General features: G+C 57.0%; 14 protein-coding genes. 9 read left to right on the forward strand and 5 right to left on the reverse strand.

From position 1 onward, the window contains the following. Positions 1–37: 37 nt before the first annotated feature. The 4 genes from ACQE3E_RS01295 to phoU are packed head-to-tail and all read left to right on the forward strand — an operon-like array spanning position 38 to position 5,564. On the forward strand, positions 38–2,314 hold the full coding sequence (locus ACQE3E_RS01295; protein WP_313729291.1) for an ABC transporter permease subunit: 2,277 nt from the start codon (positions 38–40) through the stop codon (positions 2,312–2,314). Further along, a complete protein-coding gene (gene pstA / locus ACQE3E_RS01300; protein WP_064025344.1) occupies positions 2,311–3,966 on the forward strand; it encodes a phosphate ABC transporter permease PstA in 1,656 nt (551 codons plus the stop codon). Before ACQE3E_RS01295 ends, pstA begins: the two co-directional genes overlap by 4 nt. A gap of 35 nt (positions 3,967–4,001) precedes the next feature. Then, positions 4,002–4,835, forward strand: coding sequence for a phosphate ABC transporter ATP-binding protein PstB (gene pstB / locus ACQE3E_RS01305; RefSeq protein ID WP_064025385.1), 834 nt, complete (start codon positions 4,002–4,004; stop codon positions 4,833–4,835). 9 nt (positions 4,836–4,844) lie between these two features. Beyond that, positions 4,845–5,564, forward strand: coding sequence for a phosphate signaling complex protein PhoU (phoU, locus tag ACQE3E_RS01310; RefSeq protein ID WP_064025342.1), 720 nt, complete (start codon positions 4,845–4,847; stop codon positions 5,562–5,564). Positions 5,565–5,643: 79 nt separating this feature from the next. Here the strand turns inward: phoU and ACQE3E_RS01315 are convergent, their stop codons facing one another. From ACQE3E_RS01315 to ACQE3E_RS01335, 5 genes are all read right to left on the reverse strand, one after another. Further along, positions 5,644–7,164: an ATP-binding protein gene (locus tag ACQE3E_RS01315; RefSeq protein ID WP_427501162.1), complete on the reverse strand. Its 1,521-nt coding sequence runs from the start codon at positions 7,162–7,164 to the stop codon at positions 5,644–5,646. A gap of 50 nt (positions 7,165–7,214) precedes the next feature. Then, positions 7,215–7,790: a YfiR family protein gene (locus tag ACQE3E_RS01320; RefSeq protein ID WP_313729289.1), complete on the reverse strand. Its 576-nt coding sequence runs from the start codon at positions 7,788–7,790 to the stop codon at positions 7,215–7,217. Next, positions 7,791–9,767 (reverse strand): TonB-dependent receptor plug domain-containing protein, encoded by a 1,977-nt coding sequence (locus tag ACQE3E_RS01325; protein WP_313729288.1) that lies wholly within the window; start codon positions 9,765–9,767, stop codon positions 7,791–7,793. Between the two features lie 78 nt (positions 9,768–9,845). After that, complete coding sequence (locus ACQE3E_RS01330; RefSeq protein WP_427501163.1) at positions 9,846–10,463, reverse strand: class I SAM-dependent methyltransferase; 618 nt, start codon at positions 10,461–10,463, stop codon at positions 9,846–9,848. A 2-nt stretch (positions 10,464–10,465) separates the two neighbouring features. After that, positions 10,466–11,413 carry a Tim44 domain-containing protein gene (locus ACQE3E_RS01335; protein WP_427501164.1) on the reverse strand — a complete coding sequence of 316 codons (948 nt, stop codon included), beginning with the start codon at positions 11,411–11,413 and terminating at the stop codon, positions 10,466–10,468. Positions 11,414–11,556: 143 nt separating this feature from the next. Between ACQE3E_RS01335 and ACQE3E_RS01340 the strand changes: the two genes are divergently transcribed. The 5 genes from ACQE3E_RS01340 (at position 11,557) to ACQE3E_RS01360 (ending at position 17,823) form a co-directional block, all read left to right on the forward strand. Next, a complete protein-coding gene (locus ACQE3E_RS01340) occupies positions 11,557–11,949 on the forward strand; it encodes a hypothetical protein (protein WP_157197747.1) in 393 nt (130 codons plus the stop codon). 117 nt (positions 11,950–12,066) lie between these two features. Beyond that, positions 12,067–13,371, forward strand: a complete 1,305-nt coding sequence (locus ACQE3E_RS01345; protein WP_064025330.1) for a TolC family protein — start codon at positions 12,067–12,069, stop codon at positions 13,369–13,371. 71 nt (positions 13,372–13,442) lie between these two features. Continuing rightward, positions 13,443–14,459, forward strand: coding sequence for an efflux RND transporter periplasmic adaptor subunit (locus ACQE3E_RS01350; protein ID WP_427501165.1), 1,017 nt, complete (start codon positions 13,443–13,445; stop codon positions 14,457–14,459). Further along, entirely contained in the window at positions 14,459–17,521 is a 3,063-nt protein-coding gene (locus ACQE3E_RS01355; RefSeq protein ID WP_427501166.1) for an efflux RND transporter permease subunit, read from the forward strand. Before ACQE3E_RS01350 ends, ACQE3E_RS01355 begins: the two co-directional genes overlap by 1 nt. Beyond that, entirely contained in the window at positions 17,518–17,823 is a 306-nt protein-coding gene (locus ACQE3E_RS01360) for a DUF3240 family protein (protein WP_064025324.1), read from the forward strand. The genes ACQE3E_RS01355 and ACQE3E_RS01360 overlap by 4 nt, the downstream gene beginning before the upstream one ends. Positions 17,824–17,891: the final 68 nt, after the last annotated feature.

The following is a 17,891-nucleotide window of genomic DNA, read 5'->3' on the forward strand; positions in this document are numbered from 1 at the left end:
AAGCGGCGCAACCCAAGTTAACTACACATGCCTTGTTATGACTGAAGTCCAATCGATTCCGGCGAAACCTACGTTGCTGCAGAGCGCCTCGAGCGAACGTCATCAGCGTTGGCGGCTGTTAAAAGACAAAATCGTCGCGCGCGGCGTGGTGGCGGGTGGTCTGAGCATCATTGTCGCCGTCGTCCTGATTTTCTTCTATTTGCTGTATGTGGTGTTTCCGTTGCTGTTGCCGGCGACACTGCAGCCGGCCGGCGGTTATCCGGTGCCGGAGCCGGCCTTGGGCAAGACTCGTTTCCTGGCCACCGAAGAGCAAAACGAATTGGCCGTGCGCTTTACCGATACCGGTAATGCGGTATTTTTTCGGGTCGCGGACGGGCAGACAGTGAAAGCCCAGGAATTGCTTGGCGCCGACGCCGCCAAGATTGCCAGTTTTAGCCACGGCAGCCCGGACAGCGGTGTCGTCGGCTACGGCCTGTCCGACGGTCGCGCGGTAATTATGAAGCACGAGTACAAATTAAGTTACCCCGACGGCAAGCGGGTGGTGACGCCGAATATCAGTTACCCGCTCGGCGAGCAGCCGTTGACGATAGACAACTCCGGTCAGTCCTTGCTGCAATTGACGTTCGCGATCGGCGATGAGCATAGCCTGCTGGTTGCCAAGACCGCCGATCATCGTTTGATTCTGGTTAGGCTCAGCAAGAAAGAGTCGATGTTCGACGACGAAGTCACGTTGGATAGAAGCGATGCAACGCTGGATGTACCGGGCGACGATGTCGAATTCATGTTGTTGGATAAGGAACAGCACAACCTTTATCTGCTCTCCAAACAGAGCCTGACGGTGGTCGATGTTGGCGAATCGTCAACCTTGGCTGTCAAGCACAAAATGAACTTGGTCGATAACGGCCGGCAAATTACCGACGTCGAGTTTTTGAATGGCGAAAATTCGCTGCTGGTCGGCGATTCCAAGGGCGAATTGGCGCAGTGGTCGATGGTACGCAACGAGCAGAATTACGTTAGCTTGCAAAAATTGCGCAGTTTCAAGCTCGCCGACAGCCCCATCGTCAAAATCAATCCTGAGCAGCGCCGGCGCGGCATGCTGGTGGTCGATAACAGCGGTATGCTGGGCGTGTTTAATTCCACCGCCGAGCGCGAACTGATCAAACAGCCGGTAATGCCCGGCGCGCCGATGGCAATGTCGTTGTCGCCGAAAGCCGACCATGTGCTGGCCGAGGACGCCGACGGCAACCTCAAGGCCTGGAAGCTGACCAACGAACATCCGGAAATTTCGATGAAATCGTTGTGGCGGAAGATTTGGTACGAGAGCTATTCCAAGCCGGATTATATTTGGCAATCCTCCTCCGCCAGCAACGACTTCGAACCGAAAATGAGTTTGACGCCGCTGGTGTTCGGCACATTGAAGGCGTCGTTTTACGCGATGTTGGTCGGCATTCCGCTGGCCTTGTTCGGCGCGATTTACACCGGCTATTTCATGTCTTCGGGGATTCGCCAATACGTCAAACCGGGCATCGAAATCATGGGGGCGTTGCCGACCGTGATATTGGGTTTCCTGGCAGGTTTGTGGTTGGCGCCGTTCGTCGAAGCGAATCTGGCGGGAATCTTCGCACTACTGATGATCGTGCCGTTGGCGGTAATGCTGTTTGCCTACGCTTGGCAGTTCCTCCCGGAGCAAAAACGGCAAAAAATTCCGGACGGCTGGGATGCCATTGTATTAATCCCGGTCGTGGTTTTCGCCGCTTGGCTGGCCTTTCAAGTCAGTCCCGGTATCGAAGCCTTATGCTTTAACGGTGATCTGCGCACCTGGATGCGCGAGGAATTCGGCATCGCTTACGATCAACGCAATACATTGGTTGTCGGCCTGGCGATGGGGTTCGCGGTCATTCCTATGATTTTTTCGATCGCCGAGGATGCGATTTTCAGCGTTCCCAAGCATTTGACCACCGGATCGCTGGCCTTGGGAGCGACGCCCTGGCAAACCTTGACCAAGGTGGTTTTACTGACGGCCAGCCCCGGTATTTTTTCGGCGATCATGATCGGCTTCGGCCGGGCGGTCGGCGAGACGATGATCGTGTTGATGGCGACCGGCAATACCCCGGTGATGGACCTGAGTATTTTCCAGGGCCTGCGGACCTTGTCCGCGAATATCGCGGTGGAAATGCCCGAATCCGAAGTCAATAGCACCCACTATCGGGTGTTGTTTTTGGCCGCGCTGGTCTTGTTCATGTTTACCTTTGTGGTCAACACCTTGGCTGAAATGATTCGGCAGAATCTGAGACAAAAATACAGTTCATTATGATGAAAGAATGGTTCAAAAGCGGCACGCCGTGGATTTGGTTCACCGCCGGCGCGGTCAGTATCAACCTGGTTCTGGTGATCGGTTTGCTATTGTTGATTGCGGTGCGCGGTCTGGGGCATTTTTGGCCGGCCGACATCGTCGAATATCACTACCGCGATCAGCAAGGCTTGGACAGCGTTATCGTCGGCGAGCAGGTTGCCACCGCATTGCTGCCGACCGCGCAAGCCAGGGCCGCCGGTCACGAAGTCTTGAACAATGCCGAATACTTGGAACAGCATCTGGTCAAGACCGGCAATCGGGATATATTAGGTAGCGATTTCCGTTGGATATTGCAGCAATACATTACCGGAATAGCGCATCCGGACGATCTGGCGTGCATCGAGCGCCGCGAGTGGGGCAATTTTTACGGCCGACTGGTCGCGGTCAAGGAGGACGGCAACGTCCTGGCGCAAGGCGGATCCGCTTGGTCGGTAGCCCAGCAAAAACTGAATGACGCGCTGGCCTTGCATGAACAGATCGACCGTTTGCAAAACAAGGACATCGGCGCGATTAATTACAATCTGGAGCGCCTGCGCTTGCGGCAACGCAAGCTGGAGTTGGAAGGTACCTGGAGCGCCGACACCGAGCGCGAATTCGCCGCCCAAAAGCAGGCCTATCAGGTGCAATATCAGCAAATTCAACAACAACTCGCACAGCTCAACCGGGAGATCAAACGCGTCAATCTGGTCGTCGCGGAAGCCGGCGGAAGAGAAGTCAATCTACCGTTGCATCGGGTCGTCAAACTGACGCGGCCCAATGCGATGAGCACCTTCGATAAATCGATCGAATACGTAGCGCGCTTTATCGACTTCATCAAGGAAGAGCCGCGCGAAGCCAACACCGAGGGCGGCATATTCCCGGCCATTTTCGGTACGGTGCTGATGGTGTTGCTGATGGCGGTGGTCGTGACGCCATTCGGCGTGATTGCGGCGGTTTATTTGCGCGAATATGCCAAGCAAGGTTTCATCACCCGGGTGATCCGCATCGCGGTGAACAATTTGGCCGGGGTGCCGTCCATTGTGTATGGCGTGTTCGGTTTGGGCTTTTTCGTTTATATCATCGGCGGCAATATCGACCGGCTGTTTTATCCGGAGGCGGCGCCCGCGCCGGTGTTCGGTACGCCGGGTCTGCTCTGGGCGGCATTGACCTTGGCGTTAATGACCCTGCCGGTGGTTATCGTCGCCACCGAGGAAGGTTTGTCGCGGATACCCAAATCCATCCGCGAAGGCAGTCTGGCGCTCGGCGCGACCAAGGCCGAAACCTTGTGGCGCACGGTGCTGCCGATGGCGAGCCCGGCCATCATGACCGGTTTGATCTTGGCCGTGGCTCGTGCCGCCGGCGAAGTGGCGCCGCTGATGTTGGTGGGTGTCGTCAAGCTGGCGCCGACCTTGCCGCTGGACGGCAATTTTCCCTATCTGCACTTGGACCGCAAGTTCATGCATTTGGGTTTCCATATCTACGACGTCGGTTTTCAAAGCCCCAACGTCGAGGCGGCCCGGCCGCTGGTATACGCGACATCGCTGCTGCTGGTGATGGTCATCGTCGGTCTGAACATGACCGCGATCGCGATACGCAATAACTTGCGGGAAAAATACCGCGCCCTCGAAAACTAACAGCCATCGATATCCCGATGTTCGGACCCGATAACATGACGACACTACAAAAACGCACTCACGGCATTGACATTAATGCGCTGAATCGAGAAGAGAAGCCCGATGCCGGCAAAATCGAAACCTGCATCAAAGTTGAAAATCTGGAATTGTTTTACGGCCAAAAACAAGCCTTGCATAGCATCAATATGGAAATGCCGCGTAAGAAGGTCACGGCCTATATCGGTCCCAGCGGTTGCGGCAAATCGACCCTGTTGCGTTGCATCAACCGGATGAACGATCTGGTTGACGGTGTCAGCATCCGCGGCAAAATATTGCTGGACGGCGACGACGTCTACGACAAATCGGTCAATGTCGCGGCCTTGCGGCGCCGGGTCGGCATGGTGTTTCAAAAGCCTAATCCTTTTCCGAAGACCATTTACGAAAACGTCGCTTACGGTTTGCGTATCCAAGGCATCAACGACCGACGGGTTCTCGATGAAGTGGTCGAGAAATCGCTACGCGGCGCGGCGCTGTGGGACGAGGTGAAAAATCGCTTGAACGACAACGCCTTGGGTATGTCCGGCGGCCAACAGCAGCGCTTGGTGATTGCCCGGGCCATCGCAATCGAACCGGAAGTGATTCTGCTCGACGAACCCGCTTCGGCCTTGGACCCGATTTCTACGTTGAAAATCGAGGAATTGATTAACGAGTTGAAGGAACAGTACACCATCGTTATCGTCACTCATAACATGCAGCAGGCGGCGCGGGTATCGGACTACACAGCGTTCATGTACATGGGCGAACTGATCGAATTCGGTGAAACCAGCGAGTTGTTTACCAACCCGGCTAAGAAACAAACCGAAGATTACATTACCGGCAGGTACGGCTAGGAGGTAAACATGGATAACAGCAAAATCAAACAACACATCTCCCAGCAGTTCAACCAGGAAATGGAGGAGCTGCGTAACAAAGTGATGATGATGGGCGGGTTGGTGGAAGAGCAAGTCGATCTCGCTACCAAGGCCTTCATGAGTTACGACATGGAAAGCGCCGATCAGGTGGTGTTGCAGGATCATCAGGTCGATACGCTGGAAAAGGAAATCGACCACGAATGCACCGATATCATGGCGCGCCGCCAGCCCGCCGCCTACGATTTACGGATGCTGATCGCGACGATCAAGATCATTACCGACCTGGAGCGGATCGGCGACGAGGCTACCCGGATCGCGCGGATGGTGATGCGTCTGGAAGGCACCGACTACTACCAGGACAAATACTACGAAATCGAGCATTTGCTGAATCTGGTCAAGGGTATGCTGAACGGCGCGCTGGATGCCTACGCCCGCAACGACGTCGAGGAAGTCATCGCGATCACCGCGCAAGACGCCAAGGTCGACCGCGAATACAACAGCATCACCCGCCAGCTGATCACCCAGATGATGGAAGATCCGCGCAATATCACCCGCGCGTTGGATATGCTGTGGACCGCCCGCGCCCTGGAGCGGATCGGCGACCATTCTTGCAACGTCTGCGAACATGTAATTTACATGGTCAAGGGCAAGGACGTTCGCCATCTCAGCCGCGAGGAAATGGAACGCACCATCAATTCCGTGCGTTAGCACCGAGCTCGGCCGGAACCCGCGAGCCAGGGGGCCGGCCTTGCGCCCTTACGGTTACCGGTGAAGGGAAGTTCCCGCCCTACCCTTGACTGGACTCAGGGGTCACGCCGTATCCGGTATAAACCCCTGGCTCCGACTGGTCGGCGTCGGTGGAGGCGACCGGCAGTAAAATCGTGAAGCGACTGCCCACGCCGGGCCTACTGTCGACCAATAATTCGCCGTTCATCAACTCCACCATGTGTTTGGTGATCAAAAGACCGATCCCGGTGCCTTCGATGGTTTCCTGTTCCAAATGAAAACGGGTGAAGGGTTGAAACAGCAGGGGCATATTCTCGGCGGCGATGCCGCGGCCGCTATCTTCGACGGCGATTGCGACTTTGGTCTCGGCCATGAAGATCGATACCTGGATCGTGCCGTCGGCGCGGTTGTATTTCATGGCGTTCGACAGCAAATTCAACAAGCACTGTTTCAAACGCAAACGATCGGCGCTCGCCGGCGGTAGCGCTTCGCCGCCGCTGATGCCGATTTGCAGTCCCGCTTGATGAACTTGCGGGGTGACAAGTCGGACGGTTTCCTCGACCAGCGATCGGCACTCGATCGGTCCGGGTACCAGATTCAGTTTGCCGCTTTCCACGGTAGCGAGGTCCAGCAACTCGCTGATCAGCGCCAGCAAGTGATTTCCGGAATTCAGGATATGCCGCACCGAGTCGTGTTGCTCCTCGCTTAGCGGGTGTTCGGGGTCCGATTCCAGTAATTGGCCGAAACCGATAATGGCGTGCAGCGGTGTGCGCAGTTCGTGGCTCATCCTCGACAAAAACTCGGATTTGGCGCGGCTGGCGCGCTCGGCTTCCCATTTGGCGTGAGATAGTTTGACGATCAGGGCATTCTTGTTGTGTTCCTGTTGTTCGAGTCGGTCTAGCATGTTGTTGAAACTGTGGATTAAAACGCCGGTTTCGTCGCGGCTGTCGGTATTTAGGCGCGTGTTGAAACTATGATTGCGGCTGACTTGTTCGATGCTACGGGTCAGACGTTGCAATGGACGGCTGACCCGCCGCCCCAGCCAACGGGCTAGTAATACCGAAAATAGAATGGCGATCGCTAAGCCGGAAACGGCTTCGTGGACCGTGCGTCTGAAATGTTCCGAAGTTTCCGCCAGCGACAGATGCAGGTCGATGAACCCGACCCATCGGCTGTCCAGTCGAATCGGTACGACGACGGCCAGACAATCGTCATTAAAGCGGTAGGTCGCGTCGTCGCTGGATAGCGTGTCGACGGTGTGGGAACCCGCTGAAATCCCTTGGTCGATTTCAGCCAATAACGCCATGTGTTGGCTTAAGCGGCTGCGATATTCCGCGAAAACCTGGCGGTCCGGTGTGAATACGTGGGCCGAGATCACGTCGGACTTTTCCTTCAGCGCGGCCAATACCTCGGTCGCGGTGGCCGGATCGTGGTAAATCACGGCGGCGGCCACGTTACTGGCTAGGATGCGCGAGAGTAATTTGCTTTGCTCCAGCAGGGTTTGTCGCTGCTGATGAAAATCGGTAACCAAAAAAAACGACAACGACAGGATTCCGGTCAGCAAGGCAGTCGCAAGCGCCATCGCTAGAATTTTTTGTCTGATGGATGGCGTGCCGCTGAACATAATGCCGCCTACTCGACCAGATGGGAGCTGCGCAACAACTTGGAGCTGATCCGCAGGTTGCCGTTCGAGACATTGCGCAGTTGGATCACGGGTACTATCCGCCGACCCTCGCTAGCGAGTCGAATCATGCCGCCGCGTTGTTCGAAATCCGGTATGTCGCTAACCGTCAACACCGGGTATGGCTTGATTTGTTCCAGCGCGGCGGCCGTTATGCGCTCCTGTTGCAGCGGAATGAACAAAATCTGGCATTCGCTCAGTCGATCGGAACCCGGATCGACAACTAGCCGGAACGGACGGTTGTGCAATCGTTCGCCGTCAACCAATCGGGCCAACACCGGCGTCACCGGCGAGGCGGAATAGCTGCAAATGTTGAAGTTCGCATGGATGTCGTCATCGGGCCAGCTGGCGAAATACGCGAAGTTGTATAAGAACGCGGCTTTTAGTTCGTGTTCGCTAAACTGGTGTTGCTCGGTGGCGCAAACGATGCCGGAAAGCAGCCAGCCCAGCAGCCAGCCGCGTCGCGGCCCCTTGGCGGGACCCGGAAGTCCGGGCTTGCGGATGCGGAAGCTTTGCTTCGCCGGCATTTAGTAGCGCACCGTGGCTTTAAGATAAAAATTGCGTTCGATTTCGCTGGCAACCAGGGCATTGTCCGGGCTGGGTGCGAATTCCAGGTGCCGGTTGTCCAGCAGGTTCTGGGCGCCGAGTGCTAGTTCGAGATGTAAATTAGGCTGCCAGCCCAGTCTCGCGTCGAAGCGGTGGTATCCGTCAATTTGGCTGCGCAAGCGGCCGGTGTAGTACCAGTGTAGGTCCAATTCCAGTTGGTGGGGCAGGTTCAAGTACGAGCTGATGTTGAAGCGGTTGGAGGGGCTAGCGGTCTCGGCGGCTTCGGCGGCGCTATCCAAACTGGCCGGACGCTTGTGCAGCGCAATGCCGAACAAGCTGTAGCTGGCTTGCAACCGCCAACTTTGCGCGGGTCGCCAATTCACAGCCGATTCCCAGCCGTAGGTTTCGCCATAAGCCTGATTGTCGATCAATAGCGGGATCGTTATGGTCCGATTCCCGTTGATGGGATCGAGCGGTTCGGTCGTGGTCAGTCGGCTATAGTCGCCGTAGAACAAGGTGGTGTCCAGACTAAACGCCGAATTGGGAAAGAAGCGATAGCCGATCTCGTAATTGACGACCGTTTCGGCAGCTAAGTTCGGGTTGCCGCGAATGTTGGCGGTCGTGCCCGGTCCCAACGAGAAAAAGGTATTCAGGTCATGTTCGACGCGCGTCGGAACGCGGACGGCCCGCGAAACGCCGGCCCAAGCACCGTGATGGGGTGCCGGTTGCCAAAGTAGGCGGGCGGAGGGTTGCAACTGGTAACCGCTAAAATCGTTATGCTCAAGACGGCCGCCCAAAACCAGGCGCAGTTCTTCCGCCAGTAAGCGCCACTCGTCTTGGGCAAACAGGTTGAACCAATGTCGGTCTCGATGCGTTGGGCATATCGTCAACGACGGCGACTTAAGTTGGAGCATGTCGCCGACGTAACGATAGCCGGCGCCCCAAGTCAACAGATGGTCATTCCAGGGGAAATCGTGCTGCATGTCCAAGTCGAGGGAGTCGCGGCTGTAGTCGAGTAACGACTGGTCGCGGGTGGCATGGTCGAAGTAGCCGCGAATTTGCAGGCGAGCGTCGTCGGCCAGCGCCTGCTGCCAGCGAAGCAGTAAGTTGCCGCCGTAGGATTTACCGGGATCGGCCGAGATGCTCATACCGTCCAGCGGATTGCTTAGAGTCTGGTCGGTGTTACCGTTGTAATAGTCGCCTTGGGCGATCAAGCTATGGCGAGCGTCCAAACTCCAATCGCTACGAAAACCGGCACGGCCGATGTCCAATGCGTCGTAAGCCAGATCGCCGCCGTTCAGATGTAAACGGTCGCGGTGGTTGTATTTGCCGTATACGCGATAATGCAAGTCGTTGTCGAGTTTTCCGCCGTAGCGGACACTGACGAAGCCGGGTTCTTCCTGGCTCGTGCCGGTACTGACCAGCGTGCCTTGGGTCTCCTGCGCGGAGCGAGTGACGATATTGATCACGCCGTTAACGGCATTAGAACCCCACATTGTAGCGGCGGGTCCGCGAATCACCTCAATACGGTCGATATCCTCGAGCGGATAATCCTGTTCGTTCCAAAACACGCCGGAGTTGAGAGGATCGTAGACGGTGCGGCCGTCCACCATCACCAACAATTTATTGGCGTAAAGTCCGTTGAAACCGCGACTGGTGATAGCCCAATGATTTCCGTCCACTCGGGCGACTTCCAGGCCGGGCACTCGGCGGAGAATCTCCGGGATAGACTGCAAACCCGAACGGCGGATTTCTTCCTGATTGACCACGAATACCGCGGAGGGTGTTTCGCCGACCGCCTGGCTGCGCTTGGCGGCGATCGCCACGGTACTGCTGCTTAGCGCCTGGAGAGACAGCGATTTAAGCTCCGAAATCGCTTCCTCGCCATGGGTCGGTTCGGCGGTGACCGCCAACAGCAGTAAGAGGCGCGCTCGCGCGATGATATGTGAAAGTGGCATAAACCCAAAGCCGATTGCGTTAGCGTCCGGCCATTTTAGACCGGGGGGCGCAAATGGTAAAACCGGGATGCCGTTGGCCTACTTGACCGCGCGGATCAGTTTGATCATGTCGCCGCTGGCCGGATCGACGTAGATATGTCGGAAGGGGCAGGATTGGACGTTTTTGACGGTCTCTCGGTTGATGTTGGCACCGAACAGACGGACGGTTAATGGATTGCACAGCCGCATCAGTGCTGCCATGATCCGGTTCGTGCTTAATACGTGTTCCAAAAGCAGCACTTGACCGCCGGGCTTGCAGACTCGGTAAAGTTCCTTCAAGCCCTTGCGCGGACGCGGTACCGAGCAGAACACGAAGCTGGCGATCACGGTATCGAAACAGTTATCGGCGTAATCCAGAGCCTGCACGTCCATCAGCGCCAGTTCCGCGCTCAGGCCCTTGCGTTCGCGCTTACGTTGGGCGATCGTCAACATGTTGGGGCTGAAGTCTATCGCGGTCACGCGAGCGTCGGCCGGGTAAAACGGAAAATTCTTGCCGGTGCCGACTCCCACTTCGAGTATGTGCTGCCCTTGGACCTCGGCCCAAAGTCGCTTGCGCCAGCGGCGGAAGAAAAGCCCTTCCAGGACGCTCTCCAGGCCGTCGAACCACGGCGCCAGCCGGTCGTAGCGCCGCCGAATCTCGCGACTGTCGGCCGCCATGCTCAATTCTCGATTTGCTGGATACCGTCCAGATACCAGCGCGGCTCATTACTGAATTTCGGTTTGGTAAAATGCCAGGCTTCCCTTACGGGGTTCGCTTGACCGCCGTTTTCGCGGATCGTGGCATCGAATAGCACCGAGGCTTCCAGTTCGCTACCGACTTCCCGGACATCCAGTAACTCAGCGGTCAGCGCCAGCACTTCGGTGCTGTGGGTTTCGCCGGAAGCGCGCAGCTGCTCCTGTATCTCGGCGAACACTTTATCGGTAGTGAGGCTGCGGATTTCCGCCAGATCCCGGTTGTCCCAGGCCGCTTGCAAATGTCGATAGACGTTTTGCGCGCCGTTCAGAAAGGTTTTCGCGTCGAAACCGGCCGGCAGGTTGCCGGCGTCGAAGGCTTGCGGCGCCGGAGCGCTACCGACTGCCTTGCCCTTGCCGAATAATAAATCGGTGTTGAAACCGGCCGTGCTTTGCGCGGGTTGTCGGTAGTCCGCCGGATCTGCTTGGGGCGGGTAAGCTTCGCGGGCATGCGCGCCTTCAACGGCGGGCTGGCGCGCGGATTTGGCGGCGAACAGCCGGTACAGGAGGAAGGCGAGGCCGGCGAATAGCGCGATATCCATCAAATTGAGACCCTCGAAGGCGCCTCCGAAGAACATCGAACCGAGCAAGCCGCCCAACGCCAATCCGCCCAGCATACCCATCAGGCCACCACGTCCGGCCCAGTTTTGCCGGGCGGCCTGATTTTGCGCGGCGGCTTGTTGCTGAGCCGGCGAGCGGATAGGTTGGCTGGTCGGCGCGCTGGGTGTGGGACGCTGGTACGGCGTGCTGTAACTGGGTTTACTGCCGAACGATTTGCCGCCGCCCATGCGCTTGGCGTGGGCCGCGTCAATGCCGCCGAACGCCAAGGCCATTGCGATCAGCAAGCCGGCTAAAGTACGCGTTTTGTTGTTCATGTTGTGGTTTACCTGGTGTTGATTGAAGTCTATGCCGATAGTCGGGGTAAGATCGTCTTTTTCAAGTAGAATAACGGTTCGTGCCAACGGCAACAACCCGAGCTTACCTGAATCCGCCATCATACAGAGTATTAAACATTAAAATGGTTGCATTCTTGCGTCGGTTTCTCGTGGTGTTTTTGGTGTTGCTGCAATTGGTAGCCCCGCTGGTGCATGCGCATGTCGGCGATGAAGTCGGTGTCGGCGGCTGGCATTTGCATGAATTCGAGCAATGGCGTGCCGCGAACGCCGACGAAGTGCTGGCCCATATCCATCACGAGCTCCATGCGCAAAGTGCCGTGGTTGAAGTCGGTTCGGCAATTAAGCTCAATTTACCGTTATTTTACGCCGATAACCTTTCCCATGCGTTCGACACGTCGATATTCGGCCCAGCACCGCTAGCGTCTGCGACTTTGGTATTCCGTCGTCTCGATCCCCCTCCGGAACTCATCCAGCCCGGTGTTAGTCTCCATTCTTCTCGCGCGCCTCCCTGTTGATTAGTCAAACGTCGCGCTGACGTCCGGCTTGCTTCGGCCAAGCTCGGTATTTTGGCGCTCACCCGTTTCAAATCGGGTATTCTGGATTTCTGCATACCTACATTTTCGGAGAAAAATATGACCGGATTTCGTCATATTCCAAACGCGTTGTTCGGCGCGTTGTTGTCAGCTGGCGCGTGTTGGGCGGAGCCGCCGGCCACTGAGTTACCGCCGCCCGTTCACGCAATGTCGGCGGGGCCGATGATCGTCGAGCATCTCGATCCGATAGAAACCGATCCGCAACTGAGTTTACCGGGCTTGATCGAACAAACCTTGGAAAAATACCCCGACCGCTTGATCAGCGAGGCCTTGAGCCAGGAGGCCGAGGCTCTGACCGAGCGTAGCGACAGCTGGGTGGCGGGTTCCACCGCCTTGCAATTGGGTTACATGGACGACCGGATCGCCGACGATCTGGGTTCGCGGGAAGCGTCGGCCCAAGTGGAGATCACCACCTGGAAATGGGGGCAGCGCGAAGCAGGTCAGGTCGTGGCGGATCGCGCCGGCGCGGCCGCGCAAAAACAACTGGCAGCGGTTAAGTTGGAAGTCGTTCGGCTGGTGCGCGATGCCTTGTGGAATATGGAAATTGCCAACATCGGCTTGCAGCAGGCGCAAAACGCGCTGTCGATCTCCGAGCAATTGATGAAAAAGGTCGAGCGCCGGGTCGAGCTGGGCGATTTGCCGCGCGCCGACTTGCTTTTGGCCAAGGGCGAATATTTGCAAAATCGGGCGCTGGTGACGCAGGCGGAAGCCGAAGTCATGCACAGCCGCAAGGCCTACACCAATCTCACGACACTGACCAAGGTGCCGAGTAGCTATCGCGAACGCCAGAGCGAGATTACCACGGTCGCCAACGATCATCCGATGTTGGATGCCATCAACGCCATCATCGAGCGGCGGCGCGCCGAGGTCGAATGGATACGCACGACCGATCCGATCAACCAGCCGAAACTAGGCGTAGGCGCAAAGAGCCAACGCGACGGCCGGGGCGGGCAGAATGTCGAAAGCGTGGGCGTGAACGTCGTCATGCTGTTTGGTGGCGATGCTTACAACGCGCCGGAAATCGCCAAGGCTAATCTGGAGTTGAACAATGCGATGGCCCAACGCGAACATTTGTACCGGCAGCTCGAAAAGAATTTGCACGAAGCTGAGCATGCGCTGGAAGTGACCCGCGCGGAACTGGCCATTGCCAACGAACTGAAAGACATCGCCGAAACCCATTTGAAGATGACCGAGATCAGTTTCTCGGCCGGCGAGATCAACCTGCTGGATTTGTTAAAAATTCAAGCCAGAGCCTTGGAGGCGATTCGTAACGCCAAGCTGCAAGAGGTCAAGTTGGAACGCAATATCGCCTTTTATAATCAGGCAGTAGGAGTAGCGCCGTGAGATCGATGTTTTTGTACGGTCTTTTTATCGTGTCTTGCGGACAAGCGAGCGCGGAACTCTCGCAAATTCGCATGTCCCAACAGCAAATCGACAATCTGGATGTGCGAGTGGCGCCTCTTGCCGCCGGCTCGGACATCCCGCTGTTTTACGCGCCGGCGCGCGTGACTGTGCCGGCCGATCGCGAAGCGCTGGTCGCCAGCAGCGTGGCGGGTCTGGTCACTAAAATTCACGTCAATATCGGCGATCGGGTGGTCAAGGGCCAGGTGCTGGCCACGTTGAACAGCCCGGAGTTGGTTGGTTTGCAACAGGCTTATTTGACGGCCGGTAGCGAGCATAATTTGGCCGATATCGAGCAAGGGCGCGACCAAAAGTTGTTGCAGGAAGGCGTGATCGCCGAACGGCGTTTGCAAGAAACCGAAGTGTTGCATGGCAGCAAATCGGCCAAGGCCGATGAAACCAGACAATTGCTCGAGCTTGCGGGCATGTCGGTTGGCGAAATTAAGCAACTGGCGAAAACCAAGCGCTTGAATAACCAACTGGCGATCCGCTCTCCGCTGGATGGCGTGGTATTGGAACGGCTGGTGGTGTTGGGCAGTCGATTGGATATGCAGACGCCGCTGTTCCGGGTCGCCGATCTCTCGCAATTGTGGCTGGAAATCAATATTCCGCAAGAACGGATGGGGCAGGTCAAGATTGGCGACAGCGTCGGCGTCGAAGATAGCGGTATCGTCGCCCGCGTTGCTTTGCTGGGCCAAAGCGTCAACCGAGATAACCAAACCGTCGCCGCCCGGGCCGTGCTCGATGGCAAGGCCGAGGGCTTACGCGTCGGTCAAAGCGTCAACGTCAAACTGCTGGGTGGTGGTCAGACCGGTTTCCGGGTACCGAATACCGCGTTGGCGCAAAACGAAGGCCATAGTTATGTATTCGTGCGCAATGCCGAAGGCTTCGCGGTGACCGAGGTCAGCGTGGCTGGTAAACAAGCCGATGTGACTTTGGTTAACGGCCCGTTGACCGGTAACGAGCAAATAGCCGTCAAGGGCGCGGTGGCGTTGAAGGCTAACTGGTTGGGTTTAGGGGGCGACGAATAATGGCCGGCTTGATCCGCTTTGCGCTGATCCAGCGCCTGTTGGTCATGCTGGCGGTCGCGTTGCTGACCGGCGGCGGCTATTACGCGTTCACCAATATCCCGATCGACGCGTTTCCAGAGGTGTCGCCAACTCAGGTCAAAATTATCGTCAAGGCCAACGGCATGACACCGGAAGAGGTCGAAGCCAGAATTACCGCGCCCGTCGAAGTCGAGTTGCTGGGCATTCCCCACCAAGTCATGCTGCGCTCGCTAGCCAAGTACGCGATCACCGATATTACGCTCGATTTCGAGGAAGGCACCGATATTTATTGGGCGCGGCAACAGGTGGCGGAGCGGCTGAACGGGATTTGGGGCAACTTGCCGGAAGGGGTTCAGGGCGGTATCGCGCCAATGACGACGCCGCTCGGCGAGATGTTCATGTTCGCGATCGAAGGCGGCGATTTGACTCTGATGCAGCGCCGCGAGCTGCTCGATTGGACGATACGGCCGGCCTTGCGGACCGTTAAGGGCGTGGCGGATGTCAACGCCTTGGGCGGCGAGGTTCGCAGTTTCGAAGTGGTGCCGGACAACATTCGAATGGCGGCACGCCATATCGACATCGCACAACTCAGCGCGGCCTTGAAGAAAAACAATGCCAACGATGGCGCGGGGCGCTTGACCGAGGGCGAGGAGGCACTGATCGTCCGTGCGGAAGGCCGGATTCGCGACGAGCACGACATCGCGACGATCGTGGTCGCCGAGCGCGACGGTCTGCCGGTCAAAATCGAAGACGTCGCCGAAATCAGGATAGGCGCGCTGACTCGTTACGGCGCGGTCAGCAAGGATGGGGTCGGCGAGGCGGTCACCGCGGTGGTGCTGGGCTTACGCGGCGCCAATGCTCGGCAGACCATCGCGCTGCTAGAGGAGAAATTGGGGCAATTGCAGCCCAGTTTGCCTGAAGGCGTCAGGATCAATGTGTTTTACAACCGGGGCGTGTTGGTCGGCAAGGCGGTTGCGACCGTATCCCAGGCGCTGCTCGAAGCGATCGTCCTGGTCGTGATTCTGCTGATTGTGTTTCTGGGCGATTTGCGGGCCGCTGTAACCGTGGCCTTGGCACTGCCGATGGCGGCGCTGATAACGTTTATCCTGATGCAGGCCTTCGGCATGTCGGCCAATCTAATGAGTCTGGGCGGCTTGGCGATTGCGATCGGCATGCTGGTGGACGGTGCCGTCGTGGTTGTCGAAAACATCATTACCCAACTCGCCGACCATCGTAAAGCCGAGCGTTTGCCGCGCCTGCACCTGATTTATCGGGCGACCCGGGAAGTCGCCGCGCCGGTGACGTCGGGCATCCTGATCATTGTCATCGTATTTTTGCCGTTGTTGACGCTGCAAGGGCTGGAAGGCAAATTGTTCGGCCCGGTCGCGATGACGATCGTGTTCGCGCTGAGCGGTTCCTTGTTGTTGTCGCTGACGGTGATTCCGGTGTTGGCCTCGTTTCTGTTGAAGAATGTGTCGCACGAAGAGCCTTGGTTGCCGCGTAAATTACTGGCTTTGTATCAGCCGGTGTTGGCGTGGTGTTTGGCGAACGCCAAAACGGTGTTTATCGTTGCGGGAGGATTGCTGCTGACAACGCTACTGGTTTTCAGTCGAATCGGCAGCACTTTCATACCGACGATGGACGAAGGCGACATTATCGTGCAACTCGAAAAATTGCCGTCGATTACGTTGGCGGATTCGGTGGCGCTGGATGTGCGGGTGCAGAAAAACATTCTCGAGCATGTTCCGGAAGTGGCTCACGTGGTGTCCAGGGTCGGCACCGACGAATTGGGTTTGGATCCGATGAGCCTCAACGACACGGATACCTTTTTAATTCTGAAACCGAAAGCCGAATGGCGGATGCATACCAAGGAAGCGCTGATCGAGGAAATCCGCAAGGTCATGCCGCACACGCCGGGTATTGCGTTCGGCTTTACCCAGCCCATCGAAATGCGGGTTTCCGAGATGTTGACCGGTACGCGCGGCGACGTGGCGATCAAGCTGTTCGGCAGCGATCTGAATGTGTTGAATCATAAGGCGGAGGAAATCGAAGCGGTATTGAAGACAATACCCGGCGCCAGCGACGTCTTCACTCGCAAGAACGAAGGCATGCAATTTCTGCAATTGAAAATCGACCGGTCGGCCGCCGGTCGTTACGGTTTGGATGCCGAAGGTATCGAGAATCTGCTCAGAGCGCAGATAGAAGGTTTGCAGCTCGGTATCGTTCAAGAAGGCGTCAAGCGCACACCTCTGTTACTGCGCGGCGCCAGCAACACCGCGAATTTCGATAATTTGCAAATCACGCTGCCGAGCGGCAGCCACATTCCGATTTCGGCGGTAGCGAAAATCGAAGCGGTAGAAGGCGTGGTATCGATAGACCGGGAAAAAGGCCAGCGCTTTGTCGTGATTCGCTGCAATGTCGAAGAGCGCGATCTGGTCGGTTTCGTCGAAGAGGCTCGCAAGACGGTCGCGGAACGTGTCCGACTACCGACCGGTTTTCACGTCGAATTCGGCGGTCAGTTCGAGAACCAACAACGCGCCGCAGCCCGGCTCGGTTTGGTGATCCCGTTGGCGCTTGGCTTGATCTTCCTATTACTGTTTTCGACCTTCGGTTCGGTGCGGCAAGCCTTGCTGGTGTTGTCTAACATTCCGTTGGCGATGGTGGGCGGCGTGTTCGGACTGTGGTTATCCGGGGAATATTTGTCGGTGCCGGCCTCGGTGGGTTTTATCGCGCTGCTCGGTATCGCGGTATTGAATGGCGTGGTGATGGTCAGTTACTTTAATCAGCTATGCGCGACCGGTATGGAATTGTCGCGCGTCGTGATTGTCGGTTCTTGCCGTAGGCTGCGTCCGGTGCTAATGACGGCTAGTATCGCCGCGTTCGGCTTGATTCCGCTATTGTTCGCCTCGGGGCCTGGCTCGGAAGTGCAACGGCCCTTGGCCATCGTGGTCACCGGAGGGCTGGTGTCGTCGACGCTACTCACGCTGATTTTGTTGCCAATACTGTATCGTGCTTACGGGCGCGGCGAGGAGACCGCTGAATGAATCATGAGGCTTATCTGCTAATGGTCGACGTTCCGCCGGATTTGGAGGAGCAATTCGTGGACTTTTTATTGGCGTTGGCGTGGCGGCAAAGTTTTTCCTGTATGCCGGCGAATATCCACGACGCGGACGACCAGGGCCTGTCGCTGGCCGAGCAGGTCAGCGGTTATCGGCGCAAGGTCCGCTTTCAAATTTTTATCGAAAAAACCAACATTTCCGGGTTATTGACTAAGCTAAAAGCGGACTTCGCGGGCGCCGGCTTAAAGTATTGGTTGTTGCCGGCATTGGAGCGCGGAAAAATCTGACCGCGAGGTATGCAGAATTCAGTACGGAATGCTACAGTTGTCTCGTATGTTTAAAAAACCGACCCTGT

Origin of the sequence: Methylomonas sp. MED-D (genome assembly GCF_050276835.1) — a bacterium.
GTDB classification, from domain to species: domain Bacteria; phylum Pseudomonadota; class Gammaproteobacteria; order Methylococcales; family Methylomonadaceae; genus Methylomonas; species Methylomonas koyamae_A.

Excerpts from the sequence above, each read along its gene's own strand:
- ACQE3E_RS01335 (WP_427501164.1), bottom strand. The coding sequence starts at position 11,413 with ATGAACAACAAAACGCGTACTTTAGCCGGCTTGCTGATCGCAATGGCC.
- ACQE3E_RS01350 (WP_427501165.1), top strand. The coding sequence starts at position 13,443 with ATGTCCCAACAGCAAATCGACAATCTGGATGTGCGAGTGGCGCCTCTT.
- phoU (WP_064025342.1), top strand. The coding sequence starts at position 4,845 with ATGGATAACAGCAAAATCAAACAACACATCTCCCAGCAGTTCAACCAG.
- ACQE3E_RS01340 (WP_157197747.1), top strand. The coding sequence starts at position 11,557 with ATGGTTGCATTCTTGCGTCGGTTTCTCGTGGTGTTTTTGGTGTTGCTG.
- ACQE3E_RS01345 (WP_064025330.1), top strand. The coding sequence starts at position 12,067 with ATGACCGGATTTCGTCATATTCCAAACGCGTTGTTCGGCGCGTTGTTG.
- ACQE3E_RS01325 (WP_313729288.1), bottom strand. The coding sequence starts at position 9,767 with ATGCCACTTTCACATATCATCGCGCGAGCGCGCCTCTTACTGCTGTTG.
- ACQE3E_RS01320 (WP_313729289.1), bottom strand. The coding sequence starts at position 7,790 with ATGCCGGCGAAGCAAAGCTTCCGCATCCGCAAGCCCGGACTTCCGGGT.
- ACQE3E_RS01315 (WP_427501162.1), bottom strand. The coding sequence starts at position 7,164 with ATGGCGCTTGCGACTGCCTTGCTGACCGGAATCCTGTCGTTGTCGTTT.
- pstA (WP_064025344.1), top strand. The coding sequence starts at position 2,311 with ATGATGAAAGAATGGTTCAAAAGCGGCACGCCGTGGATTTGGTTCACC.
- ACQE3E_RS01295 (WP_313729291.1), top strand. The coding sequence starts at position 38 with ATGACTGAAGTCCAATCGATTCCGGCGAAACCTACGTTGCTGCAGAGC.
- pstB (WP_064025385.1), top strand. The coding sequence starts at position 4,002 with ATGACGACACTACAAAAACGCACTCACGGCATTGACATTAATGCGCTG.
- ACQE3E_RS01360 (WP_064025324.1), top strand. The coding sequence starts at position 17,518 with ATGAATCATGAGGCTTATCTGCTAATGGTCGACGTTCCGCCGGATTTG.
- ACQE3E_RS01355 (WP_427501166.1), top strand. The coding sequence starts at position 14,459 with ATGGCCGGCTTGATCCGCTTTGCGCTGATCCAGCGCCTGTTGGTCATG.
- ACQE3E_RS01330 (WP_427501163.1), bottom strand. The coding sequence starts at position 10,463 with ATGGCGGCCGACAGTCGCGAGATTCGGCGGCGCTACGACCGGCTGGCG.